Consider the following 22,610-nt stretch of genomic DNA (forward strand, 5'->3'; position numbering starts at 1 on the left):
CACAACGGGTGGGCACTCCCACCCAGGAACAGATCGACGGCGACCACCGCAGCCTGGGCCAGCGTCAGCATGACGCGCTGATGGCGGTCGGACGCAGTGTGCTGGCCAGTGGGGAGCTTGGCCGGCACAACGGGNTGACGACGTCGATCGTCATCCGCACCACGCTGCAGGATTTGGAGAGCCGTGCGGGGGTGGGGGTCACCGGCGGTGGCACCGTCACGCCCATCGGTGAGGTCATCGGGCTGGCGGCCGAGGCGGTTCCGTTCCTGGCGGTGTTCGACGGGGCCACGGGGGCGGCGTTGAATCTGTTCCGGGCCCGTCGCGTCGCCACGTCGGCGCAACGGTTGATGTTGATCGCGCGCGACGGTGGGTGCACGAAGCCGGGGTGCACGGTGCCGGCCTATGGCAGTCAGGTGCATCACGCCGCGCGGGATTGGGCGCAGGGTGGGCAGACGAACGCCGACGAGCTCGGCCTGGCGTGCGGGCCCGACAACCGAATGGTCGGTCCCGGTGGCTGGGCCACCCGGGTCAACGCCGATCACGACGTCGAGTGGATCCCGCCGGCGGGTCTGGACACCGGGCAAGCCCGGGTCAACGACTACCACCGCCCAGAACGTCTGTATCGACCGCCCGACGACGACGTCGGGAACTCCGCGGGACAGGACCGCCAGCCGGGCGGACCGGAACCCAACGCCGCGTAGACGCGGAAGAAGTTCGCCGTCGCGAGCCGTGGGTAATACGGTCACGTGATGGAGCGCTGCGGGCGGGTCAAGCTGACCAACCCCGACAAGGTGCTGTACCCGGCCACGGGGACGACGAAGGCCGAGGTCTTCGAGTACTACGTGGCGATCGCCGACGCCATGGTGCCGCACATCGCGGGTCGGCCGGTCACCCGCAAACGGTGGCCCAACGGCGTGGGGGAGCCGGACTTCTTCGAAAAGCAGCTCGCGTCGTCGGCGCCGGACTGGCTGGACCGTGGCTCGGTGACACACAGGTCGGGCACCACCACCTATCCGATCGTCGACACCCGTGAGGGACTGGCCTGGCTTGCGCAGCAGGCGTCGCTGGAAGTTCACGTGCCACAGTGGCGGTTCCTCGACGAGGCCACCCCCGGCCCTGCGACGCGGATCGTCTTCGACCTCGACCCCGGTGACGACGTCACGTTCCGACAGCTGTGCGAGGTGGCGCACGAGGTCCGCGACTTCATCACCGACATCGGGCTCGAGACGTTTCCGTTGACCAGCGGCAGCAAGGGCCTGCACCTCTACGTGCCGCTCGCCGAGCCGGTCAGCTCCCAAGGTGCCTCCGTGCTGGCCAAGCGCATCGCGGTGCAGCTGGAGAAGTCGATGCCGACACAGGTCACCGCGACGATGACCAAGAGCCTGCGCACCGGCAAGGTGTTCGTCGACTGGAGTCAGAACAGCGCCGCGAAGACGACCATCGCGCCGTACTCCATGCGCGGCCGCGACGAACCGACGGTCGCCGCACCCCGCACCTGGGAGGAGATCGAGGACCCCGACCTGCGGCACCTGCGCTTCGACGAGGTGCTCGAGCGCGTCGAGCGCGACGGTGATCTGCTGGCGCCGCTCGACGAGATCGTGCCGCTGGCAGACAAACTCACGACCTACCGCAGCATGCGCGATGCCACCAAGACGCGGGAGCCGGTACCGCGGTCCGCGCCGACCGTCGGCAACGACGACACCTTCGTCATCCAGGAGCATCACGCGCGCCGGTTGCACTACGACTTTCGGCTCGAACGCAACGGCGTGCTGGTGTCGTGGGCGGTGCCGAAGAATCTTCCTGAGACCACGTCGGTGAACCACCTCGCGGTGCACACCGAGGACCATCCGTTGGAGTATGCGACCTTCGAGGGCTCGATTCCCAAGGGCGAGTATGGCGGTGGCGAGGTCATCGTGTGGGACTCCGGTACCTACGAGGCCGAGAAGTTCAACGACAACGGACCGGACGGCCCCGCGAAGGGCGGCGAGGTGATCGTCACTCTGCACGGCAGCAAGGTCTCCGGACGGTACGCACTGATCCAGACCGGCGGCAAGAATTGGCTGGCCCACCGGATGAAGGAGCAGCACGAACCCACCCCGGAAGACGTCAAGCCCATGCTCGCCACCCACGGGTCGGTGGCGCGACTGACCAAGGTGGTGTGGGCATTCGAGGGAAAGTGGGACGGCTACCGGTTGCTGGTCGACGCCGATCACGGGGCGATGCGTCTGCAGTCGCGCAGCGGTCGCGACGTCACCGGTGAATACCCTCGACTCAAGGCCCTGGCGGCGGATCTGGCCGACCATCACGTGATCCTCGACGGAGAGGTGGTGGCGCTCGACGCCGACGGCGTGCCGAATTTCGGTCTCATGCAAAACCGCGCCACGTCGACCCGGGTCGAATTTTGGGCGTTCGACATCCTGCAGCTCGACGGTCGATCCCTGTTGCGCGCCAAGTACTCCGACCGACGCAGGTTGCTCGAGACGTTGGCCGCAGGTGGCGGCCTGATCGTGCCCGCACAGCTCGACGGTGACGGCCCCGAGGCCCTCGAGCACGCACGGGCGCAGCGGTGGGAAGGAGTCGTCGCGAAGAGGCGGGACTCGACCTATCAACCGGGGCGACGGTCGCAGTCCTGGATCAAGGACAAGTTGTGGCTGACGCAGGAGGTGGTGATCGGCGGCTGGCGTGCCGGTGAGGGTGGCCGCACCAGCGGCATCGGTGCGCTACTGATCGGGGTGCCCTCGGACGAGGGTTTGCAGTTCGCCGGCCGAGTGGGTACTGGCTTCACCGACAAGGACCTGGCCGCGCTGAAGAAGACGCTCGAACCCCTGCACGCCAGCGAATCGCCCTTCACGACAAGGCTGTCGGGCCTCGACGCCAAGGGGGTCACGTTCGTCGAACCCGGATTGGTGGGCGAGGTGCGCTACAGCGAGCGCACCTCCGACGGGCGGCTTCGCCAGCCAAGTTGGCGTGGTCTGCGGCCGGACAAGAGCCCGGGCGAAGTGGTCTGGGAGTGACCGCCTACGACAGCGGCGCGGTCAGCTCGACGTTGATGTCGTCGGGGTCCTGAAACGACAGGATGGCGATGCCCGCGTCGGTCAGGTCGACGACGTCGCCGTGCGGGATGCCGGCCTCGCCCAGTGCCGCCGCGGCGGCCCCGAGTGCGGCACGGTCGGTCACGGTGAAGCTGATGTGGTCGAGACCCGTTCGGGTGGAATCGAATCGGTCACTGCCCACCGGCCGCAGTCCGAAGAGCGTGCCCTGCGGAGTCTGATACACCACGCCGCCGTAGAACTTCTCCGCCGACTCGGTGACGCCCGGCTCGTCGACCGAGTCCGACGCGTCGATGGCCACCGGCCAGCCGAAGACCTGGTCGTAGAACGACTTGGACCGGTCGATGTCGGTGACGGTCAGTCGGACGTGGGCGAAGCCGGAGCTGTCGATGAGTGCCATGTGGGAAGGCTACCCACACGCCGTTGCACGACCCGCGGAGAACCGACCGGTCAGCGTTCGGTCACAACCGCGCGATGGCCTGCTCCATGCCGCGGGTGGCCAGCACGTCGGCAAGCTCGTTATCGGCCACCCCGGAATGTCCCTTGACCCAAAACCATTCGACCCGGTGAACCGCACACGCCGCCTGCAGGCGCTTCCACAGGTCGACGTTCTTCACGGGTTGCTTCGCCGAGGTCAGCCAGCCGTTGCGTTCCCAGCCGAGCACCCACTTGGTGATGCCGCTGCGCACGTACGTGCTGTCGGTGTGAATGTGCACCGTCATCGGTCTGGTCAGCGCCTCGAGCGCCATGATCGGTGCGGTCAGCTCCATCCGGTTGTTGCTGGTGTCGCCGGGCTCGCCGCCGAACATCTCGCGCACGTGGCCGCGGTGACGCAGGACAGCGCCCCACCCACCGGGTCCGGGATTGGGGCGGCACCCACCGTCGGTGTGGATCACGACGGGCTCCGCGGTCTCGGTCACGAGCCGAGGATAGGCGGTGAGATCAGCGCCGTCCGGACCGACATTCCGAATTCGTCATGGCGAAGCGTGGTGATTCGGCGTCCTGGCTGCACGGCTTCCTTGACCGGTGAGGTCCGGTCGCCGAGCGCCGCTACCGCAGCCTCGACGTCGTCGACGACGAACGTCAGCCCCCACAGCGTGGCCGGTCCGTCACCTGCCGCCTCCGCGCCACCCACGACCTCGACGATCACCTCCCCGAGGCGAAGGAAGACCTGCCGGATCGGCCGTCCGCCGAGCACCCCGTCGCGCTCCCGGCGGGGGTGCGCGCCGAGCCCGGCCAGCGCGGCAAGCGTCCGGGGCAGGTCGGGTGAGAACACGACGACGTGGTCGACGGAGACGACCCCGTTGGAATGTCTGCCCGGAGGTGGCGCCGGCGGACCGTCGGGCACCGTGGTCGTCGCGATGCCGTCGACGTCGCTCGTGTCGAACGGCGCACCGCGCAACGACCAGCCCACGATGCCGGTGCCGCGGTCGCGCCCGACCAGCCGGATGCCGACGCCGCCGACTCGGCAGACCGCGTCGGCGTCGAGGGAGAAACCTGCTCGCGTCCACGCCTCTGGTGGATCGGCCACCTGGAATTCCTCGACCGCCAGGCGCCTCACGACGCCGTCACGCCCTGGATCAAGCAATCGAGCATGTGCTCGAAGGTAGCGTCCGCGTCGGGCGTCTGACCGATGCCCGCCTGCTCGATGGTGACCGACCCGTGCAGAGCCGCCCACACCGTCTGCGCCGCCTCGGGCAGTTCGCCGTCGTCGAGCTCGGGGGCCACGTCGCCGATCAATCCCTTCAGGACGGTGAAGACCGCGCGGCCGGACTCGGCCGCCTCCGACGACTGGTCCTCCAGTGGGCTGCCCGTACCGAAGATGAGGGCATACCGCGCAGGATGCCGTAGCGCGAAGTCGCGATAGTTGCGGCAGGACTGACGCAGGCGCTCCCGGGGCTCCGGACCCGCGGGCACGTCGACGATCTCGCCGAGTCGAGCCAACGTGCGCACGGCCAGCGCAACGGTCAGCCCGTCCTTGCTGCGGAAGCGGTTGTAGACGCTGGTGGGTGAGACCTCGGCGGCTTCGGCCACCGCGCGGACGGTCACCCCGTCGCTGCCGTCGCGGTCCAGCACCGTCTCGGCCGCGCGGAGGAGCGCGGCCGAGACTTCGTGGCTGGCGGTGCGGCGGCGGGTCGGGGGCGTGCTCATGACTGCGCGGTGAACCCACGGTCCTTCAGCCACGACAGGGTGACGTCGGCGACGTCGCGCCAGCCGTGGTCGACGGTGAGCGAGTGGCCCCGGCCGTCGAACTCGTGGAAGTCGGTGATCGCGGTCGACTTCGAGTACAGCCCGTGCGTGGCCTTGGCAGACACGAAGGGCACGGTGTGGTCCGCCGTTCCGCCCGTGATCAGCAGCGGACCCCTGGTGGCGTTGGCGACGTCCACCTTGGCGGGCGAATTGGGCGCGAAGTTCGCGACCGCGGCCTCGAACAGCGGCTTGCCCGGCGACGGGATGGACCACTGCCGCCACAGGTCGTCGGACTCCTCGACGGTCAACGCGTTGCCGAAGCCGTAGCGCCACTGCGCTTCGGTGAGTCCCTTGGCGCGTCCGCGGTTGAGCGGGTTGCCGAGTACCGGGAAGGCAGAACGCAATTGGGCGACGGGCAACGGCTTGACGCCCTTGATCGGAGCGGGGTCGACGGCGACCGCGGCAGCGGCCTTGTTCTGCCCCAACAACTTCTGGGCGATCAGGCCGCCGAAGGAGTGCCCGATCACCACCGGCGGGGTGTCGAACCGCTCGAGGACCTTGGCGAAGTGCTCGGTGAGGTCGTCGATGCCGACGCCTGCCTGGTCGCCGGCGTTGCGGCGGGTCTCTTCGACGCTCGCGTGCTCGCCGGGCCACGCCGGCGCGATCGCGTGGTGGCCGTGCTCGGCGAAGTGGTCGATCCACGGCTGCCAGGCGGTGTGGGAGACCCACAGTCCGTGAATGAAGACGACGTTGGTCATAGCGGGTCCTGTCTCTTATGAAACGATGTTACATAACATCGTGACGTCAAGAACCAGGACGGGGTGAAGAATATTTCCGGCGCTCAGACCCTGCTCGCGACGAACGCGGCGGCCTGGTCGGTCAAACCGATCTTGGTGTAGCTGGTGTGGGCGGCGCCGTCGTCGCCGTCGGAGCAGATCGGGTCGCCCGGTGCGCACAACTGAATCGTCTTGCCTGCGTACAGCGGTCCGATGGTCACCGGCGGCTGCCCGATCATGTCCATGAACTTCGTGTCGGGTGTGCCCAGCAGCGCCACGGCAGCCACGTGGTCGGCGACGTCCGCGGGCATCGGCTTGGGCACCTCGTTCGGGTCGACCCCGCCGGGCACGACGTTGGCGGTCGTGAAGCCGATGACGGCCGCGCCCTGGGAGTAACCGCCGAGCACCATCTTCGTGTCGGGACACGTCGTGGCCATGCTCTCGATGTGATTGGCCGCATCGCGGATGCCGTCCACGGCGGTCGGGAAGTTCGTGCTCGCCGGATACACCACGGCGTACACCCCGACCGACTTGGCGCCGGTCTTGGCGCGCACCGCGTCGACGAACTCCTGTCCGATGCCGCCAAGACCCTGGGGCGCGAAGGTGCCCCGGGCGAACACCACCTCCACGTCAGGACACGGCGCCGCCGACGCCGTCGGAGCCCCGGTCGGGACGACGAGGGCGCCGGTGACGAATGCGATGGCGGCGCCGGTCAGCCGTGCGAGGTGGCGTGCAGTCATGACTCCAGACTGACACAGGTCATCTCGTCGGCGGGAACGCCTAGCTGGCGGTCAGCGCTCGACGCCGCTGCCCGAACCCGCGCCACGGCGGAATCGTGAAGGCCAGGCGAAGGCCCAGTACGTGAACGTCGACGCGAACTCCGCGACTATCCGACATGGGAACGCTCCGTCCAGCGTTGCAGCAACACCGAGATGGTCAGGACGACCAGTCCGGCGACGGCGAGTGCCGCACCGGCACCGGCGGGTGCGGTGTAGCCGTATCCCGCGGCGATGACCAGTCCGCCGATCCAGGCACCTGCGGCGTTGGCGATGTTCAGCGCCGAGTGGTTCAGCGCCGCGGCCAGGGTCTGCGCGCCGTGTGCGACGTCCATCAGGCGGGTCTGCAGGGCCGGCCCGATGGCCGAGCCGGAGGCCCCGATCAGGAACAGTCCGAGCAGCGCCGTCCACGGGTTGTGGACGAGCACGACGAACAGTGCCAGCATCGCGCCGAGGGAGATCAGCGAGGCGTACAGCGCCCTGACGACCGAGACGTCGGCCAACTTGCCGCCGACCAGGTTGCCGACGACCATGCCGATGCCGAACGTCATCAGGCCCAGCGGGACGAGTCCGCGCGACAGCCCGGACACGTCGGTCAGGGTGGTGGCCACGTAGGTGTAGACGGCGAACATGCCACCGAAGCCGACCATGCCGAGCACCAGGGAGAGCCACACCTGGGGACGACGCAGAGCGCTGAGCTCGGTCAGGGCGCTGGTGACGTGCATCGACTTCAGGTCGGGCAGCCAGTGCCAGATGGCGGTCAGGGTGACGAGGCCGATCACGACGACGAGGGCGAAGGCGCTGCGCCAGCCGAAGTGCTGGCCGAGGAAGGATGCGAGCGGCACGCCGAGCACCGTCGCCACCGTGAGGCCGCTCATCACGTGGGCGACGGCCTTGGCCCGGTTCTTCGGGCCCATCAGGTGGGCGGCGACCAGGGCGGCGATGCCGAAGAAGGCGCCATGCGGGATGCCCGAGACGAATCGCGCGGCCATCAGGGTCTCGTAGCTCGGAGCCAGCACGCTGGCCAGGTTGCCGACGGTGAACAGCGCGATGAGCCCCAGGAGCAGCGCCTTACGCGGCATGTGCGCGGTCAGTGAGGCGATGACCGGGGCGCCGACGACGACGCCGAGAGCGTAGGCGGATATGACGTGGCCCGCGATGGGCTCGGTGATGTTCAGGCTGGACGCGATGTCGGGCAGCAGGCCCATGGCGACGAACTCGGTGGTGCCGATGGCGAAGCTGCCGATGGCCAGTGCCATGACTGCCAGCCAGCGCACCGACGGCGGCGGTGACACCACGGACAGAGGTACGGACGGGCGTTCTAGAGAGCGTGTCACCGGTCCAACGGTAGACGCACTTATGCGCGTCGGCAAACCGACTTTAGACTTTCAAGAGTCAGAAGTGGCGAGTCTTACGCTTTTGGTGCAGTATCGGGGGATGGCCAGCGTGGGCGAGCGAAGCGACGGGAGAAATTCCGTGGGCGATGTCTTCGCACTGATCAGGGATCGTCGAGACATCACCCGCGCCGAGATCGGCCAGGTGACCGGGCTCTCGCGGTCGGCCGTCGCCTCCCGAATCGCTTCCTTGAGTGCCCTTGGCCTGGTGCGCGAGCGCGAACAGGCGCCGTCGACCGGCGGGCGGCCGCCAACGCTGCTGTCCTTCGACGCCGACGCGGGCATCGTGCTCTCGGTGGCGGTCGGCATCAGCCGGACCAGGCTCGCGGTGACCGACCTCGCCGGTGAGGTGCTGTCGATCACCGACATCGACCAGGAGGTCGCGCTCGGCCCCGACGATCTGATGCCCGACGTGGTGAAGCGGCTCGACGTGATGCTGGAGGACCATCCGGGCGCCACGGTGTACGGGGTGGGACTCAGTCTGCCCGGCACCGTGGATCGGGCGCGCGGGTGCAGCCGAGACTCACCCATCCTGCGCGGCTGGGACGGTGTCGAGCTGCGGCCCTACTTCGCCGAACTTCCCCGTCTGGCCGACGTCCCCGTGATCCTGGACAACGATTCGAACGCGATCGCCGTCGTCGAGGGTCGCGGCCACGACGACGTCCTCGTCGTCAAGGCCTCGAGTGGTCTGGGGTCGGGCATCGTCGCGGGTGGTGTGCTGCAGCGCGGCGCCGCTCAGGCGGCCGGCGAGCTGGGTCACACGAAGATCGCTGCCGCGCATGGTCTTCCGTGCCGCTGCGGTGACACCGGCTGTGTCGAGGCCGTGGCAGGCGGTTGGGCACTCGTGCACGCACTGCAGCAGCAGGGCCGTTCGGTACGGAACCTCCGCGACGTCGTCGAGATCGCTCACGGTGGCGATGCCGAGGCCCGCCGGATGATCCGCGACAGTGGGCGCTACGTCGGCGAGGTGCTCGCCGCCGCGGTGAACCTCCTGAACCCGGCGATCGTCGTCGTGGCGGGCGACATGGTCGGTGCCTATGAGATCTTCGTTGCCGGGCTGCGAGAGACGTTGTACGGCAACGCCACTGCGCAGGCGACGCGCACCCTCGAGGTGGTGCCAGCGGCTCACGGCAGCCGGTCCGGCACCGTGGGTGGCGCCGTGATGGTGCTCGACGAGGTGCTCAGCGCGCGGGCCGTCGACGCGTTGGTCGCGGGCGCGGGCCGGGCCTAACCTGCCTTGGCGATGACATTCTCCGCGAACCACTCCAGATTGCGGATCTTGTCGTCGAGGGGTTCGGTGTCCGGGCCCATGATGTAGGGGATCCGGAACCCGACGATGACGTCGGTGACGCCCTTGTCCTCCAACCGCTTCACGCCGTCGAGGGTGAACCCGTCGACGGAGATGACGTGGATTTCGAATTCGTCGGCCAGCCCGATCCGCTCCTCCTCGTCGCGGTACTTCTGCAACTTGGCCAGCAGCGGGTCGAGTTCCTCGGGGTCGCCGCCGCCGTGCATCCAGCCGTCGTTGCGTGCGGCCCGTCGGAGCGCGGCGTCGGCGTGCCCACCGATGAGGATGGGCACCGGCTTGGTGGGTGCGGGCGTCATCTTGAAAGCGGGGAAGTCGTAGAACTCGCCGTGGTATTCGAAGTAGTCGCCCGAGGTGAGGCCACGGATGACGTCGATGCACTCGTCCATTCGCTTGCCGCGCTTGCCGTATGGCACGCCCATGATCTCGTAGTCCTCGGGCCACGGACTGGTGCCGACGCCGAGGCCCAGGCGGTTGTCGAACATCGCCGCCAACGAGCCGGCCTGCTTCGCCACCAGGGCAGGCGGCCGGATCGGCAGCTTCAGCACGAAGATGTTGAAGTGCAGCTTGGTGGTCACCGCCGAGAGCGCGCCGATGAGCGCGAAGGACTCCACGAAGGGTTTGCCGTCGAGGAACTCGCGGTTGCCGTCCTCGGTGTAGGGATACTTCGAGTCCGACACCTCGGGATAGGCGACGCTGTCCGGGATCGTCATCGCGTGGTACCCGGCCTCGTCGGCCGCCTTCGCCAACGGAATCAGGTACTTCGGATCGGTCATGGCTTCCGCATAGGTGAACCGCATGAAGCGAATACTAGAACACGTTCTAGTTGACGCGGGCCGAGTTGACCGAAGCCATGCAGCTCAGGCGAACGGCGGGGCGCCGACGCCGACGATCCCGTACGTGCCCTGCGCCGTGCGCTCGCTGATGCGGGCGGTCGCTACGCGGTCGCCGACGGACAGCGTGGCCCGTGGCTGCTTGAGCACGTCGCCGGGCAGCTCTCCGAAGATCGCACCCTGCCAATGATATTGGCCGTCGACGGGTTCGAGATGCCCCACGAGTCGGACGCCGACGGTGTGGTCGACGCCCCCGACGTGCAGGACGGCGGGTCCGTCATAGGAGTCGCGATCGTCGACGTCGACCTCGACGTCGGAACGCGGGCGCCCCGACGAGGTGGCGGGGAGGAAGTGGGTGCGGGTCCACAGCCGGCGCGCGACCGGCCCCATCAGCCCGACGTCGGCGAGGAATGCCGCCAGCGGGGCGAACCCGAGTGCCTGGACGTCGTGGTGGTGGGGGCTGGTGCGGGCGACACGGCGAGCCTCCTTGCCGTCGAGGCCCGCCCGTCGGTACTGGGCGGCGTTGGTGAACAGGTGCCGGAAGAACAACCCGCCGACGCCGTTGAGATTGGCCACCCACATTCGGCTGAGCCACGGCATCTCCGCGACGCGCTTGCGCGCACCGTCGCGGGCGAACTGGATGTGGCGGGCCTCTTCGGTCACGTGGATCTTCATGATGCGCTGGACCACCGGTTGCAAGTCGGGATCGTCCATCATGTTGCGCTGCAGCGAGTCGAAGATCTCCTCACCGACGAGAGCCGCGACCCAGAGCAGCGCCCCGCGGAACGTCAGCGGCAACGCGTTGATGATCATGCGCTGGTAGCGCTTTGGCCGCATCGGCTTGCCGCCGACCTTCTCGATGGCCCGGCCGAACATCACCATGTGGCGGGTCTCGTCGCCCATTTCGGTCAGCGCGTAGTGGGTCGAGCGCGCCGTGGGGTCGGCGTGCATCAGGTCGCGCAGCAAGGCCTGGTTGAGGATGTTCTCGAACCAGATGCCCGCTGAGAGCGTGTTGACGAATTCCTGGCGGGACAATTCGATCTGCTGTTCGCGAGACATGCTGTCCCACAACGGAGTTCCATAGAGGGAGACCGACCGCGGGGGCAGGAAGAACTTGTCGGGGTCCAGCGGCGCGTCCCAGTCGACGTCGACGACCGGTTCGTAGTACTTCTTCACCGACCCGCGCAACAGGCGCTCGGAGAATTCCTCGCGACTCGGAGCACCGTTGGCCTTGACGGAGGCTGTCATCGTTGACGTCCCTTCAGCGAAATTCCGCGCCGATATGCTTCGAAACCTAATGACGAAGCTCACGAGTTGTCAATACCTCCGGTACCGGATACTCGTGGTTCCGACCGGGATGGCGTGATGCGGCGAATCCACGTCATCGGGATCGGGGCCGGCGACCCGGCGTATGTGACCGCCCAGGCCGTCGACGCACTCAACGACGTCGAGGTCTTCTTCGCCTCGGACAAGGGCGCGGTGAAGGACGATCTGGTGTCGCTGCGGCGCGAGATCTGCGAGCGCTTCATTCGCGAACCGGGTTACCGCTTCGTCGAATTGCCCGACCCGCCGCGATCCAAGGACGCCCCGGACGGCCCGGCCTACCGCCGGGTGGTCGCCGACTGGCACGCCGCCCGCGCCGATCTGTGGGCCAGCGCGATGCTCGACGAGTTGACCGACGACGGCGTCGGCGCGTTCCTGGCGTGGGGCGATCCGTCGTTGTACGACAGCACCTTGCGCATTCTCGACATGGTCGCCGATCGCGTCGCCTTCACCTACGACGTCATCCCCGGCATCACCGCCATCCAGGCGCTCACCGCCCGGCACCGCATACCGCTCAACGACGTCGGCGCCCCGGTGCTCGTCACCACCGGACGCCGGCTACGGGAGGACGGGCTCAGCGGTACGGCGGTGGTCATGCTCGACGGTGACCTGGCCTTCCTCCAGTGCCCGCCCACGACGCGGATCTGGTGGGGCGCCTATTTGGGCACGCCGAAGGAGATCCTGGTGGCGGGCACCGTCGCGGACGTCGGTGATCGCATCGCGCAGGTGCGTGCCGAGGCGCGGGAGCGCCACGGCTGGATCATGGACGTCTATCTGCTGCGGTCGTGACAGCCGGCCGTGGCAGGATCGGCGCGTGATTCGCTTCGTACTGCGCGCCGGGCTCACCGGTCTGGCGTTGTGGGTCGTCACCAAGCTCGTCTCGGGCGTCGAGTTCGTCGGCGGTGACTCGACGGTGCAGCGCGTCGGCATCATCTTCGTCGTGGCGGTGATCTTCGGACTCGTCAACGCAATCGTCAAACCCGTCGTCCAGCTGATCTCGTTGCCGCTCTACGTCCTCACCCTTGGTCTCTTCCACATCGTGGTCAACGCGGCGATGCTGATGCTGACCTCCCGAATCACCGAGAGCACCACGCACTGGGGTCTTTACATCGACCACTTCTGGTGGACGGCCATCTGGGCGTCGATCGTGCTGTCGGTCGTCAGTTGGGTGCTCTCACTGGTCATTCCGGACTGACGTTCGCCACCCGTCACCGGACAAGATCACGGCGTACGCTCGGCTCGGTGGCTCCCGAGATCAACCGGCGCACCTTCGTGGGTGCCTCCATCACACTCGGCGGTGCCGCTGCGGCTGCCACGGCGCTGAGTGGCTGTGGCACCGACGACACCCCGCCCGCCGGGCAACAGACCATGACGGTGTCGCTGCGCGTCAACGGCGAGGACAAGGCCGTCGACGTCGACGCGCGAACCTCGTTGCTCGACATGCTGAGGGAACGAGTCGGACTCACCGGCACCAAGAAGGGGTGCGACCAAGGCGCCTGCGGTGCGTGCACCGTGTTGCTCGACGGCAAGAGGGTCAACTCGTGCCTCACGCTGGCCGTGATGCACGACGGCGCCGACGTGCAGACCATCGAAGGCGTCGCACACGACGGGCGCCTGCACCCGCTTCAGCAGGCCTTCGTCGACTGTGACGCGTTCCAGTGCGGCTACTGCACCTCCGGCCAGATCATGTCCGGCCTTGGCTGCATCGACGAGGGGCACACCGGTTCCGACGCCGAGATCCGGGAGTGGATGAGCGGCAACATATGTCGATGCGGGGCGTACACCAACATCGTCACCGCCGTCGCGACCGCCGCCAAGAACACCTGACACCGGTGTTCCCCTTCACCTTCACCAAGGCCGTCGACGAGTCCTCGGCGCTGGCGGCCGGCCGCTCGGGCGCGCGATACATCGCCGGCGGGACCACCCTCGTCGACCTCATGAGGGTCACCGTCGAGCGACCCGGGGCGGTCGTCGACGTCAACGCGCTGCCCTATCGCAACGTCGACCTCGACGATCGCACCCTGCGCGTGGGCTCGCTGGTGCGGATGGCCGACCTGGCCGCCGACGACCGGGTGCGCCGCCAATTCCCGGTGATCGCCGAGGCCCTGGAGCTCAGCGCGTCGGCGCAACTGCGCAACATGGCCTCCATCGGCGGCAACCTGATGCAACGCCCGCGGTGCCTCTACTTCCGCGACGTGACGGCCAACTGCAACCGACGCACGCCAGGGGCGGGCTGCGCGGCGATCGCCGGGGTCAACCGCAACCACGCCATCCTGGGCACCAGCGACCAGTGCGTGGCCACCCACCCGTCGGACCTCGCGGTCGCGCTGGCTGCCCTCGACGCGGTCGTCGTGACCCGCGACGCGAGCGGGGACCGACGCATCGCCGTCGCCGACTTCTTCCGGCAACCAGGCAACACGCCGGATCGGGAACACGACCTACGGCCAGGCGAGCTCATCGTGGCGGTCGAGGTGCCCACCGGACCCGCGACCAGCCGCTCGGGATATCTCAAGGTTCGCGACCGGCAGTCCTACGAGTTCGCCGTCACCTCGGCGGCCGTCGCGCTCGACGTCGCGGGCGGCACCGTGCGGGCCGCGAAGGTCGCCGTGGGAGGCGTGGCCACCGTGCCGTGGCGGCTCCCGGCGGTCGAGCAGGCACTGGTCGGTCGACCGGTGTCGCCCGGTCTCTGGCGGGACGCCGCCGCCCGTGCCGCCGACGGTGCGAAACCCTTGTCGGACAACGGTTTCAAGGTGGATCTGGTGAAACGGGTGGTCGAACGTCAGCTCGCCACCGTGGCAGGCCTGCCGTGACGTACCCCCAGCGCATGCCAGAAGCCGTCGTCGGCGCGCCACTGACGCGGGTGGACGGACCTCTCAAGGTGACGGGAGCGGCGCACTACGCCGCCGACAACCCGGTCCCGGACTTCCTGCACGCCGTCCTGGTCTGCAGCACCGTCTCGGCGGGTGCGGTGCAGGGGATCGACGCGGGGGAGGCCTCGCGATCACCCGGCGTCACGCGCGTCCTGGTCGACTTCGGTGCCGTTGCGCTGCCCTACGACATCCGGCGGGTCGCCTTCTTCGGCCAGCCCGTCGCCGTCGTCGTCGCCGAGAGTCTCGAGGCCGCCACGCACGCGGCCGCCCTCGTCACGGTCCGGTACTCGCCAAGTGCGTCGAACACCGACATCGATGCGCCGCAGGCGATTCCGGAGCCTGGGGAGAGACAGGCCGACTACGTCCGCGGTGAGCCGGAGTCCGCGCTGCGTGCCAGCGCCGTCGTGACCGACCGGCAATACGCCATCGCCCGCAACAACCACAATCCGATGGAGTTGCCTGCCACGGTCGCCAAGTGGGACGGCGACAGGTTGACGGTGTGGGACAAGGTGCAGTCCATCGTCGGCGCCCAAGAGGCCCACGCCAAGGCGCATGGCGTGCCCGTCGACCACGTACGCGTCATCTCGCCGTTCGTCGGCGGTGCGTTCGGCAGCGCCGGCCAGACGTGGCCGCATCAACTCCTGGCCTCGTTTGCCGCCCGCCAGGTCGGCAGACCCGTCAAGCTCGTCCTGACCCGGCAGCAGACCTACGCCGGCATCGGCTACCGGCCGACCAGCAGGCAGCGGATGGCGATCGGCGCGGACCGGTCCGGTCGCATCGGTGCCATCGTCCACGAGGGTCGCACGGAGACGGCGCGCTACGCCTCCTACGAAGACGGCCTGACGGCATCGCCGAAGTTCATGTACACCAGCCCGAACATGCGCTCCACCTATCGGGTGGTGCCCATGGACGTCAACCAGCCGACCTACATGCGCGGGCCGGGGGCGGTGACCGGGACGTTCGCGCTGGAGTCGGCGATCGACGACCTCGCGAACACCCTCGCCGTCGACCCCGTCGAACTGCGGATGCGCAACGAACCCGACCGCGACCAGACCGACGGTCTGCCGTTCTCCACCCGTCGGCTGACCGAGTGCCTGCAGCGGGGCGCGGGCGAATTCGGTTGGGCGCGGCGCAATCTTGTGCCGCGCGCGGTTCGCGAGGGTTCCGAGCTCATCGGCATGGGCGTGGCCGCGGCGGGATACCACACGAGCCGCAGCGAGTCCGACGCGCTGGCGCGAATCAACGCCGACGGCACCGCCGACGTGCAGACCGCCACCAGCGACATGGGGCCTGGCACGTACACCTCGATGTCGCAGGTGGCCGCCGACGCGTTGGGTCTGCCGATCGCACGTGTCCGCTTCGCGCTCGGCGACAGCACCTATCCCGCAGCGCCGTCGCATTCGGGTTCGCGGACGATGGCCAGCGTCGGGTCGGCGGTGTTCACCGTGGCCAACACGCTGCGGGACAAGGTGATCCGGCTCGCCGTGGTGGATCCCGGGTCACCGCTGAACGGGGTGCGTCCCGAGGACGTCACGGTCGTCGACGGGCGCATGTTCGTCGCCAAGGACCCGTCGCGCGGCGAGGGTTACCGGGATCTCCTGGCCCGGCGTGGCTGGCCCAGCGTGGACAGCCGCGGCACCTGGACACCCGACACCGCCGACGAACGCTTCTCGATGTACGCCTACGGCGCGGTGTTCGCCGAAGTGGCCGTGGACGATTCGCTGGGCACCGTCCGCATCCGCCGGGTCAACGCCTGGTACGACGCCGGTCGAGTGGTCAACCCCAGGCTGGCGCACAGCCAAGCCATCGGCGGCATGGTCGGCGGCATCGGCATGGCCCTGCTGGAGGCCACCGAACTCGACCACCGCGACGGACGCGTCGTCAACGCCAACATGTCGGACTACCTGGTGCCGGTGAACGCCGACGTGCCCGCGCTGGACGCCACGTTTCTGGCGGCGCGGGACGACGTCGCCAATCCCATCGGCGTCAAGGGCCTCGGCGAGGTCGTCATCGTGGGGGTACCGGCGGCCATCGCCAACGCCGTCTTCAACGCCACCGGCAAGCGGGTCACGGACCTGCCCATCCGGTTGGAGAATCTGCTCTAGCCTGGAAACGTGCCCGAACTACCCGAGGTAGAAGCCCTCGCCGACCACCTGCGCCGCCACGCGGTGGGCCTGACGGTGGGACGCGTCGACGTCGCGGCCCTCTCGGCGCTCAAGACCTTCGACCCGCCGCCGACCGCGCTGCATGGACTGACGGTCACCGGCGCCAATCGGTGGGGCAAGTACCTCGGTCTGCAGGCCGGCGACCTCCACTTGATCACCCACCTGTCGCGGGCGGGCTGGCTGCGCTGGTCGGACAAGCTCTCCGGAGTTCCGCTGCGACCCGGCGGCAAGAGCCCCATCGCGCTGCGCGTGCACCTGGGCACCCCGGGGGAGGGAGCGGGCTTCGACCTGACCGAGGCAGGCACCCAGAAGCGCCTCGCCGTGTGGCTCGTCGACGACCCGATGAAGGTGCCGCAGATCGCGAGTCTTGGGCCCGACGCGCTGTCGCTGACCCTCGACGGCCTGACCGGCATCCTCAAGGGCACCAGCGGCCGCATCAAGACCGTCATCACCGATCAGCGGACCATCGCCGGCATCGGCAACGCCTACAGCGACGAGATCCTGCACGTCGCCAAGATCTCCCCGTTCGCCACCTCGAGCAGGCTTAGCGAGCCCCAGCTCGGGCACCTCTACGACGCAATGATCTCGGTGCTGCAGGACGCCGTGACCCGATCGGTGGGCCAAGGTGCGGCGACGCTGAAGGGCGAGAAGCGCTCTGGGCTGCGGGTGCACGCGCGGACCGGTATGCCGTGCCCCATTTGCGGGGACACCGTGCGCGAGGTGTCGTTCACCGACAAGTCGTTCCAGTATTGCCCGACGTGTCAGACCGGCGGCAAGATCCTGGCCGACCGGCGCATGTCCAAGTTGCTGAAGTAGGACCGGCAGGCCGGTTGACTAGGCTGCCCGGATGACTCGCCAGAAGATCCTCATCACCGGTGCCAGTTCGGGCCTGGGGGCGGGAATGGCCCGCCAGTTCGCCGCGAAGGGCCGCGATCTCGCGCTGTGTGCGCGTCGCACGGACAACCTCGAGGAGCTGAAGGCCGAACTGACCGCCCGGCATCCCGGCATCACCGTTGCCGTCGCCGCCCTCGACGTCGACGACCACGACGCCGTGCCCAAGGTGTTCGCCGAACTGGGCGACGCGCTGGGTGGACTCGACTGCGTCGTCGTCAACGCGGGCATCGGCAAGGGACACCCGCTCGGACGCGGCAAGCTGTGGGCCAACAAGGCCACCATCGAGACGAATCTCGTTGCGGCACTGGTGCAAATCGAGACGGCGCTGGAGATGTTCATCGACGCAGGCGGGGGACACCTGGTGCTGGTGTCCTCGGTGCTCGGCAACAAGGGCGTGCCGGGCGTCAAGGCGGCCTACGCCGCCAGCAAGGCCGGGGTGAGCTCCCTTGGCGAGTCCCTGCGCGCGGAATACCCGTCGGGTCCGATCAAGGTCACCGTGCTCGAGCCCGGCTACATCGAGTCGGAGATGACGGCCAAGTCGAAGACCACGACGCTGATGGTCGACAACGAGACCGGGGTCAAGGCCATGGTCGACGCCATCGAAAAGGAGAAGGGACGCGCCGTCGTCCCCGGCTGGCCGTGGTGGCCGCTGGTCGAGGTCATGAAGGTGTTGCCGCCGAGGCTGACCAAGTACTTCGCCTGACCGACCGCGCCCGGCCCGCCCCGGTCGCGTCGACGCGCGATTCGGGCCCTCGGCTCGCCAAGTGCTTGCGTAGCGCGTGCCGCGACCGATGCATCCTGGTCAACACCGTTCCCGGTGACACCCCCAGCACGCGCGCGGCGTCCTGACTGTCCAGCCCCATCACGGCCACCAGGAACACCGTCTCGCGCATCGTCTCGGACAGCGAGCCCATCGCGGCGACCACGTCGGGGTCGAAGTCGTCGTCGAGCAGGCACCTCTCGGCCGAGCGCTCGTCGTGCAACGCGGGTGCGGTCGACTCGGTCACCTCGTCGAGGTGGGTTTGCACCGGGCGGCGCGTCGCCATCCGGTGACGGTCGATCCACGTGTTCCGCATGATCGTCATCAGCCACGACTTCAGATGCGAGTCGGGCTGCAGGTCGTCGTAGGCCTTGAACGCGGCCAGCAGAGTGTCCTGCAGCAGGTCCTCGGCATCCGCGGTGTTCTTGGTGCGGCTCAACGCAAACCGGTACAACTGGGCACGGAACGGCAGAACGTCCTGCTCGAAGTCACCCGAGAGGCGAATGAGGTTGGTGCTGCGGTCCGTCGTTTCGTTGGTCACGACGTCGATGCTCGTCGGGGGCGGCCTCGACTGCTTGAAGATCTCGTGGAGACGAGCTGGAGATCGCCGGCGGGCTAGCGGCTAGGCAGACCTGCCCCGCTCGGCCCGGTAGTGCCGGACCAAGGCGTCGGTCGAGCTGTCGGACTGCTCGGCGGGCGCCTCCTCCTCGGTGAGCACCGGGAGCAGCGAATTGGCTTGTGTCTTACCGAGTTCCACGCCCCACTGGTCGAAGGAGTCGATGCCCCAGATGACGCCCTCGGTGAACACCTGATGCTCGTAGAGCGCGACCAGTTGTCCGACCACCGACGGCGTGAGCTTGGTGGCCAGGATCGAGGTGCTCGGCCGGTTGCCGGGCATCACCTTGTGGGGCACCACCTCGGGCTTCGTCCCCTCCGCTGCGATCTCCTCAGCAGTCTTGCCGAATGCCAGCACCTTGGTCTGGGCGAAGAAGTTGCTCATCAGCAGGTCGTGCATGCTGCCGGTGCCGTCCCGGGTGGGCAGGTCGTCGGTGGGCTGGGAGAACCCGATGAAGTCGGCCGGGATCAACCGGGTGCCCTGGTGTAGCAGTTGGTAGAACGCGTGCTGCCCGTTGGTTCCCGGCTCGCCCCAATAGATTTCACCGGTCGAGGTGGTGACGGGGGTGCCGTCGGCCCGCACGGACTTGCCGTTGGACTCCATCGTCAACTGCTGAAGGTACGCCGGGAAGCGGGCCATGTCGTTGGAGTAGGGCAGGACCGCCCGGGCCTGGGCGTCGAAGAAGTCGTTGTACCAGAGGCCGATGAGACCAAGCAGCACAGGCGCATTGGCCTCCAGCGGCGTGGAGCGAAAGTGCTCGTCGACGACGTGGAAGCCGGCGAGGAACTCGGCGAACCGTTCCTTGCCGATCACCGCCATCACCGACAGGCCGATCGCGGAGTCCACCGAGTAGCGGCCGCCGACCCAGTCCCAGAACCCGAACATGTTGGCGGTGTCGATGCCGAACTCGTCGACCAGCTTCTCGTTGGTGGAGACCGCGACGAAGTGCTTGGACACCGCGTCCTGGCCCAGCGCGTCGGTCAGCCAGCGGCGGGCCGCGGTCGCATTGGTGAGCGTCTCCAACGTCGAGAACGTCTTGGACGCAACGATGAACAGCGTCGACGCAGGATCGAGCCCGTCGAGTTTGGCGACGAGGTCCGCAGGGTCGACGTTGGACACGAAGCGGGCCGAGACGCCGGCGTCGGCGTAGTGGCGCAACGCCTGGTCCACCATCACCGGGCCCAGGTCCGAGCCACCGATGCCGATGTTGACCACGGTGGTGATCCGTTCGCCCGTGGCGCCCGTCCACTCGCCGCTGCGGATCTTGTCGGTGAAGTCGCCCATGGCGTCGAGCACCTCGTGCACGTCGGCGACGACGTCCTGTCCGTCGACGGTCAGCTCGGCGTCCCTCGGCAACCGCAGGGCGGTGTGCAGCACCGCGCGGTCCTCGGAGGTGTTGATGTGCGCGCCGGCGAACATGGCGTCGCGCTTGCCCTCGAGATCGGCGGCCTTGGCCAGGTCGACGAGCAGCTTCAGCGTCTCCCGCGTCACCCGGTGCTTGCTGTAGTCGACGTAGAGATCGCCGACGGTGAGCGTCAACTCGCGACCGCGGGCGGGGTCCTCGGCGAAGAACTCCCGCAGATGCGTGCCGCCGATCTCGTCACGGTGGCGCAGCAGTGCATTCCAGGCCGGGGTCGAGGTGATGTCGGGGATCGAAATCTCATCGGAAGACATATCTCGACCCTAATGCGACGTCGCTTGCGAGGGGGTAAATGATGGATGCATGGACTCCCGCATCGATCCAAAGGCTCTGCTCTCCACCGTCCCCACCGGTCTGTGGATCGGCGGTGAGGAACGGGCGGCGTCGTCGACCTTCGACGTGCTCAACCCCGCGACCGACGAGGTGTTGGCCGCGATCGGTGACGCCACGCCGGAGGACGGCATCGCGGCGTTGGACGCGGCCGCTGCGGTCCAGGGCGAGTGGGCCGCCACGGCGCCGCGGGAGCGCGGTGAGATCCTGCGCGCGGTGTTCGAGGCGATCACCGCCCGCGCGGAGGAGTTCGCGACCCTGATGACCCTGGAGATGGGCAAGGTCTTCTCCGAGAGCATGGGCGAGGTGAAGTACGGCAGCGAGTTCTTCCGCTGGTTCTCCGAGGAGGCGGTGCGCATCGGCGGCCGCTACACCAAGGCTCCGGCGGGCACCGGCCGCATCATCGTCACCAAGTACCCCGTCGGGCCGTGTCTTGCGATCACGCCGTGGAACTTCCCCCTGGCCATGGCAACTCGCAAGATCGGTCCCGCCGTGGCGGCGGGCTGCACGATGATCGTCAAGCCCGCGCAGGAGACGCCGCTCACGATGCTGCTGCTGGCCAAGCTGATGGACGACGCGGGACTGCCCAAGGGCGTGCTGTCGATCCTGCCGACCAGCAAGCCGGGTGACCTCACCACGGCGCTGATCGACGACGGCCGGTTGCGCAAGCTGACCTTCACCGGGTCGACGGGCGTGGGCAAGGCACTGGTCAAGCAGAGCGCGGACAAGCTGCTGCGGCTGTCGATGGAACTCGGTGGCAACGCGCCGTTCGTGGTGTTCGACGACGCGGACGTCGACGCGGCGGTCGAGGGCGCGCTGCTGGCCAAGATGCGCAACGGAGGCGAGGCCTGCACGGCGTCAAACCGGTTCCACGTGGCCAACGCGGTGCGCGCCGAGTTCACCGAGAAGCTGGTCACGAGGATGAGCGAGTTCAGGCTCGGCAACGGGCTCGACGAGTCGTCGACCCTGGGACCGCTGATCAGTGCCAAGCAGATCGCCACCGTCGAAGACCTGGTGTCGGACGCGGTCTCCAAGGGCGCCACCGTCGCCGTGGGCGGTGTCAAGCCCGAGGGGCCCGGCCACTTCTACCCCGCGACCGTGCTCGACGGCGTGCCCGCCGAGGCGCGGATCTTCAAGGAGGAGGTGTTCGGTCCCGTCGCCCCCGTGATCGGGTTCGACACCGAGGAAGAGGGCATTGCCGCGGCCAACGCGACGCAGTACGGGCTCGCGGCCTACATCTACACCCAGTCGCTGGACCGGGCGCTGCGCGCGGCGGAGGCCATCGAGGCAGGCATGGTCGGCGTCAACCGCGGGGTGATCTCCGATCCGGCGGCGCCGTTCGGCGGCGTGAAGGAATCCGGCTTCGGTCGTGAGGGCGGCTCCGAGGGCATCGAGGAGTACCTCGAGACCAAGTACATCGCCCTGACGAACTAGTAACCGAGGCGGCCGCGGCCGAGGCGCAACAGGATCATGGCGAGATCCTTGCCCTCGGCGCCCAGCACGCTGTAGCGCTCGATGACCTTCATCTCGCGGCTGTGCACCAGGCGAGTTCCGCCGGAGGCCATCCTGGCCTTGCCGATCGTCTGCGACACCTCGGCGCGGCGCTGGACGGCGGCCAGGATCTCGGCGTCCAGCCGGTCGATCTCCAGGCGCAGCTCGTCGATGTTGGGCGTGGGTTCGGTCTCGAGACTCATGTCTGACTCCGCATCGTCTTCTCGGGTGGGTTCTGGTCTCATCCGAATACGGGCCTCACGCGAAAGAGAAAGAGCCCCGGATCCGGACGCGGACCGCGGGGCTGAAGGGCAAGCAGCTAGACCACGGACACCGGCAGCCGGTATCCGTAGGTAAATCGTCCCTGCACATCGAGCACCTCACGAGTGTGCCACCATCGGCCGCGTCCGCGCAAA

The 22,610-nt window shown here is 68.3% G+C and carries 22 protein-coding genes and 2 pseudogenes; 12 read left to right on the forward strand and 12 right to left on the reverse strand.

What is annotated here, in order from left to right:
- Nucleotides 1-11: 11 nt before the first annotated feature.
- Nucleotides 12-701, forward strand: a pseudogene (locus H7K45_RS01670) (HNH endonuclease signature motif containing protein); the annotation flags it as partial.
- Between the two features lie 48 nt (nucleotides 702-749).
- Nucleotides 750-3,014: an ATP-dependent DNA ligase gene (locus H7K45_RS01675; protein ID WP_276069353.1), complete on the forward strand. Its 2,265-nt coding sequence runs from the start codon at nucleotides 750-752 to the stop codon at nucleotides 3,012-3,014.
- Between the two features lie 4 nt (nucleotides 3,015-3,018).
- Here the strand turns inward: H7K45_RS01675 and H7K45_RS01680 are convergent, their stop codons facing one another.
- The 7 genes from H7K45_RS01680 to H7K45_RS01710 form a co-directional block, all read right to left on the reverse strand.
- Nucleotides 3,019-3,450, reverse strand: a complete 432-nt coding sequence (locus H7K45_RS01680; protein ID WP_263993981.1) for a VOC family protein — start codon at nucleotides 3,448-3,450, stop codon at nucleotides 3,019-3,021.
- Between the two features lie 61 nt (nucleotides 3,451-3,511).
- A complete protein-coding gene (rnhA, locus tag H7K45_RS01685) occupies nucleotides 3,512-3,970 on the reverse strand; it encodes a ribonuclease HI (protein ID WP_263993982.1) in 459 nt (152 codons plus the stop codon).
- Nucleotides 3,967-4,581 (reverse strand): VOC family protein, encoded by a 615-nt coding sequence (locus H7K45_RS01690; RefSeq protein WP_263993983.1) that lies wholly within the window; start codon nucleotides 4,579-4,581, stop codon nucleotides 3,967-3,969. Before H7K45_RS01690 ends, rnhA begins: the two co-directional genes overlap by 4 nt.
- A gap of 26 nt (nucleotides 4,582-4,607) precedes the next feature.
- Nucleotides 4,608-5,201, reverse strand: a complete 594-nt coding sequence (locus H7K45_RS01695; RefSeq protein WP_263993984.1) for a TetR/AcrR family transcriptional regulator — start codon at nucleotides 5,199-5,201, stop codon at nucleotides 4,608-4,610.
- Entirely contained in the window at nucleotides 5,198-5,998 is an 801-nt protein-coding gene (locus tag H7K45_RS01700) for an alpha/beta hydrolase (RefSeq protein ID WP_263993985.1), read from the reverse strand. Before H7K45_RS01700 ends, H7K45_RS01695 begins: the two co-directional genes overlap by 4 nt.
- 83 nt (nucleotides 5,999-6,081) lie before the next feature.
- Complete coding sequence (locus H7K45_RS01705) at nucleotides 6,082-6,756, reverse strand: cutinase family protein (protein WP_263993986.1); 675 nt, start codon at nucleotides 6,754-6,756, stop codon at nucleotides 6,082-6,084.
- 146 nt (nucleotides 6,757-6,902) lie between these two features.
- Complete coding sequence (locus H7K45_RS01710) at nucleotides 6,903-8,129, reverse strand: MFS transporter (protein ID WP_263993987.1); 1,227 nt, start codon at nucleotides 8,127-8,129, stop codon at nucleotides 6,903-6,905.
- 100 nt (nucleotides 8,130-8,229) lie between these two features.
- On the opposite strand from H7K45_RS01710, the gene H7K45_RS01715 reads away from it, so the two are divergent.
- Nucleotides 8,230-9,417, forward strand: a complete 1,188-nt coding sequence (locus H7K45_RS01715) for an ROK family transcriptional regulator (RefSeq protein ID WP_263993988.1) — start codon at nucleotides 8,230-8,232, stop codon at nucleotides 9,415-9,417.
- Here the strand turns inward: H7K45_RS01715 and H7K45_RS01720 are convergent.
- Together H7K45_RS01720 and H7K45_RS01725 are read right to left on the reverse strand one after the other, a co-directional pair.
- Entirely contained in the window at nucleotides 9,414-10,292 is an 879-nt protein-coding gene (locus tag H7K45_RS01720; RefSeq protein ID WP_263993989.1) for an LLM class flavin-dependent oxidoreductase, read from the reverse strand. The genes H7K45_RS01715 and H7K45_RS01720 overlap by 4 nt on opposite strands.
- 60 nt (nucleotides 10,293-10,352) lie before the next feature.
- Nucleotides 10,353-11,573 carry a diiron oxygenase gene (locus H7K45_RS01725; protein ID WP_263993990.1) on the reverse strand — a complete coding sequence of 407 codons (1,221 nt, stop codon included), beginning with the start codon at nucleotides 11,571-11,573 and terminating at the stop codon, nucleotides 10,353-10,355.
- A gap of 117 nt (nucleotides 11,574-11,690) precedes the next feature.
- Here H7K45_RS01725 and cobF point away from each other — a divergent pair, with 117 nt between their 5' ends.
- The 8 genes and pseudogenes from cobF (at nucleotide 11,691) to H7K45_RS01765 (ending at nucleotide 18,280) form a co-directional block, all read left to right on the forward strand.
- Nucleotides 11,691-12,437 (forward strand): precorrin-6A synthase (deacetylating), encoded by a 747-nt coding sequence (gene cobF, locus H7K45_RS01730; RefSeq protein WP_263993991.1) that lies wholly within the window; start codon nucleotides 11,691-11,693, stop codon nucleotides 12,435-12,437.
- A 25-nt stretch (nucleotides 12,438-12,462) separates the two neighbouring features.
- Nucleotides 12,463-12,843, forward strand: coding sequence for a phage holin family protein (locus H7K45_RS01735; protein WP_263993992.1), 381 nt, complete (start codon nucleotides 12,463-12,465; stop codon nucleotides 12,841-12,843).
- Nucleotides 12,844-12,890: 47 nt separating this feature from the next.
- Nucleotides 12,891-13,475, forward strand: coding sequence for a (2Fe-2S)-binding protein (locus tag H7K45_RS01740; RefSeq protein ID WP_263993993.1), 585 nt, complete (start codon nucleotides 12,891-12,893; stop codon nucleotides 13,473-13,475).
- 5 nt (nucleotides 13,476-13,480) lie between these two features.
- A complete protein-coding gene (locus H7K45_RS01745) occupies nucleotides 13,481-14,458 on the forward strand; it encodes an FAD binding domain-containing protein (protein WP_263994241.1) in 978 nt (325 codons plus the stop codon).
- On the forward strand, nucleotides 14,455-16,623 hold the full coding sequence (locus H7K45_RS01750; RefSeq protein ID WP_372512484.1) for a xanthine dehydrogenase family protein molybdopterin-binding subunit: 2,169 nt from the start codon (nucleotides 14,455-14,457) through the stop codon (nucleotides 16,621-16,623). Before H7K45_RS01745 ends, H7K45_RS01750 begins: the two co-directional genes overlap by 4 nt.
- Nucleotides 16,624-16,632: 9 nt before the next feature.
- A pseudogene (locus tag H7K45_RS01755) lies at nucleotides 16,633-16,863 on the forward strand (DNA-formamidopyrimidine glycosylase family protein); the annotation flags it as partial.
- A gap of 162 nt (nucleotides 16,864-17,025) precedes the next feature.
- Nucleotides 17,026-17,499 (forward strand): zinc finger domain-containing protein, encoded by a 474-nt coding sequence (locus tag H7K45_RS01760; RefSeq protein ID WP_263994242.1) that lies wholly within the window; start codon nucleotides 17,026-17,028, stop codon nucleotides 17,497-17,499.
- 31 nt (nucleotides 17,500-17,530) lie between these two features.
- On the forward strand, nucleotides 17,531-18,280 hold the full coding sequence (locus tag H7K45_RS01765) for an SDR family oxidoreductase (RefSeq protein ID WP_263993996.1): 750 nt from the start codon (nucleotides 17,531-17,533) through the stop codon (nucleotides 18,278-18,280).
- On the opposite strand, the gene H7K45_RS01770 is transcribed toward H7K45_RS01765, so the two are convergent.
- The gene (locus H7K45_RS01770) at nucleotides 18,237-18,878 is read right to left on the reverse strand and encodes an RNA polymerase sigma factor (protein WP_263993997.1); all 642 of its coding nucleotides are present in this window, start codon (nucleotides 18,876-18,878) and stop codon (nucleotides 18,237-18,239) included. The two genes, H7K45_RS01765 and H7K45_RS01770, sit on opposite strands and share 44 nt — an antisense overlap.
- Before the next feature lie 81 nt (nucleotides 18,879-18,959).
- Nucleotides 18,960-20,627 carry a glucose-6-phosphate isomerase gene (gene pgi / locus H7K45_RS01775; RefSeq protein ID WP_263993999.1) on the reverse strand — a complete coding sequence of 556 codons (1,668 nt, stop codon included), beginning with the start codon at nucleotides 20,625-20,627 and terminating at the stop codon, nucleotides 18,960-18,962.
- 61 nt (nucleotides 20,628-20,688) lie between these two features.
- Between pgi and H7K45_RS01780 the strand changes: the two genes are divergently transcribed.
- Nucleotides 20,689-22,137 carry an NAD-dependent succinate-semialdehyde dehydrogenase gene (locus H7K45_RS01780; RefSeq protein ID WP_263994243.1) on the forward strand — a complete coding sequence of 483 codons (1,449 nt, stop codon included), beginning with the start codon at nucleotides 20,689-20,691 and terminating at the stop codon, nucleotides 22,135-22,137.
- Here H7K45_RS01780 and H7K45_RS01785 read toward each other — a convergent pair.
- Entirely contained in the window at nucleotides 22,134-22,439 is a 306-nt protein-coding gene (locus tag H7K45_RS01785) for a chorismate mutase (protein WP_263994001.1), read from the reverse strand. The two genes, H7K45_RS01780 and H7K45_RS01785, sit on opposite strands and share 4 nt — an antisense overlap.
- Nucleotides 22,440-22,610: the final 171 nt, after the last annotated feature.

The organism is Mycobacterium yunnanensis (assembly GCF_025823185.1).
GTDB lineage: Bacteria > Actinomycetota > Actinomycetes > Mycobacteriales > Mycobacteriaceae > Mycobacterium > Mycobacterium yunnanensis.

What these genes read in the sequence shown, in the direction of transcription:
- pgi (WP_263993999.1), bottom strand. Translation starts at nt 20,627, where the DNA reads ATGTCTTCCGATGAGATTTCGATCCCCGACATCACCTCGACCCCGGCC.
- H7K45_RS01700 (WP_263993985.1), bottom strand. Translation starts at nt 5,998, where the DNA reads ATGACCAACGTCGTCTTCATTCACGGACTGTGGGTCTCCCACACCGCC.
- H7K45_RS01720 (WP_263993989.1), bottom strand. Translation starts at nt 10,292, where the DNA reads ATGCGGTTCACCTATGCGGAAGCCATGACCGATCCGAAGTACCTGATT.
- H7K45_RS01705 (WP_263993986.1), bottom strand. Translation starts at nt 6,756, where the DNA reads ATGACTGCACGCCACCTCGCACGGCTGACCGGCGCCGCCATCGCATTC.
- cobF (WP_263993991.1), top strand. Translation starts at nt 11,691, where the DNA reads ATGCGGCGAATCCACGTCATCGGGATCGGGGCCGGCGACCCGGCGTAT.
- H7K45_RS01785 (WP_263994001.1), bottom strand. Translation starts at nt 22,439, where the DNA reads ATGAGACCAGAACCCACCCGAGAAGACGATGCGGAGTCAGACATGAGT.
- H7K45_RS01680 (WP_263993981.1), bottom strand. Translation starts at nt 3,450, where the DNA reads ATGGCACTCATCGACAGCTCCGGCTTCGCCCACGTCCGACTGACCGTC.
- H7K45_RS01675 (WP_276069353.1), top strand. Translation starts at nt 750, where the DNA reads ATGGAGCGCTGCGGGCGGGTCAAGCTGACCAACCCCGACAAGGTGCTG.
- H7K45_RS01725 (WP_263993990.1), bottom strand. Translation starts at nt 11,573, where the DNA reads ATGACAGCCTCCGTCAAGGCCAACGGTGCTCCGAGTCGCGAGGAATTC.
- H7K45_RS01760 (WP_263994242.1), top strand. Translation starts at nt 17,026, where the DNA reads ATGAAGGTGCCGCAGATCGCGAGTCTTGGGCCCGACGCGCTGTCGCTG.
- H7K45_RS01715 (WP_263993988.1), top strand. Translation starts at nt 8,230, where the DNA reads ATGGCCAGCGTGGGCGAGCGAAGCGACGGGAGAAATTCCGTGGGCGAT.
- H7K45_RS01695 (WP_263993984.1), bottom strand. Translation starts at nt 5,201, where the DNA reads ATGAGCACGCCCCCGACCCGCCGCCGCACCGCCAGCCACGAAGTCTCG.
- H7K45_RS01765 (WP_263993996.1), top strand. Translation starts at nt 17,531, where the DNA reads ATGACTCGCCAGAAGATCCTCATCACCGGTGCCAGTTCGGGCCTGGGG.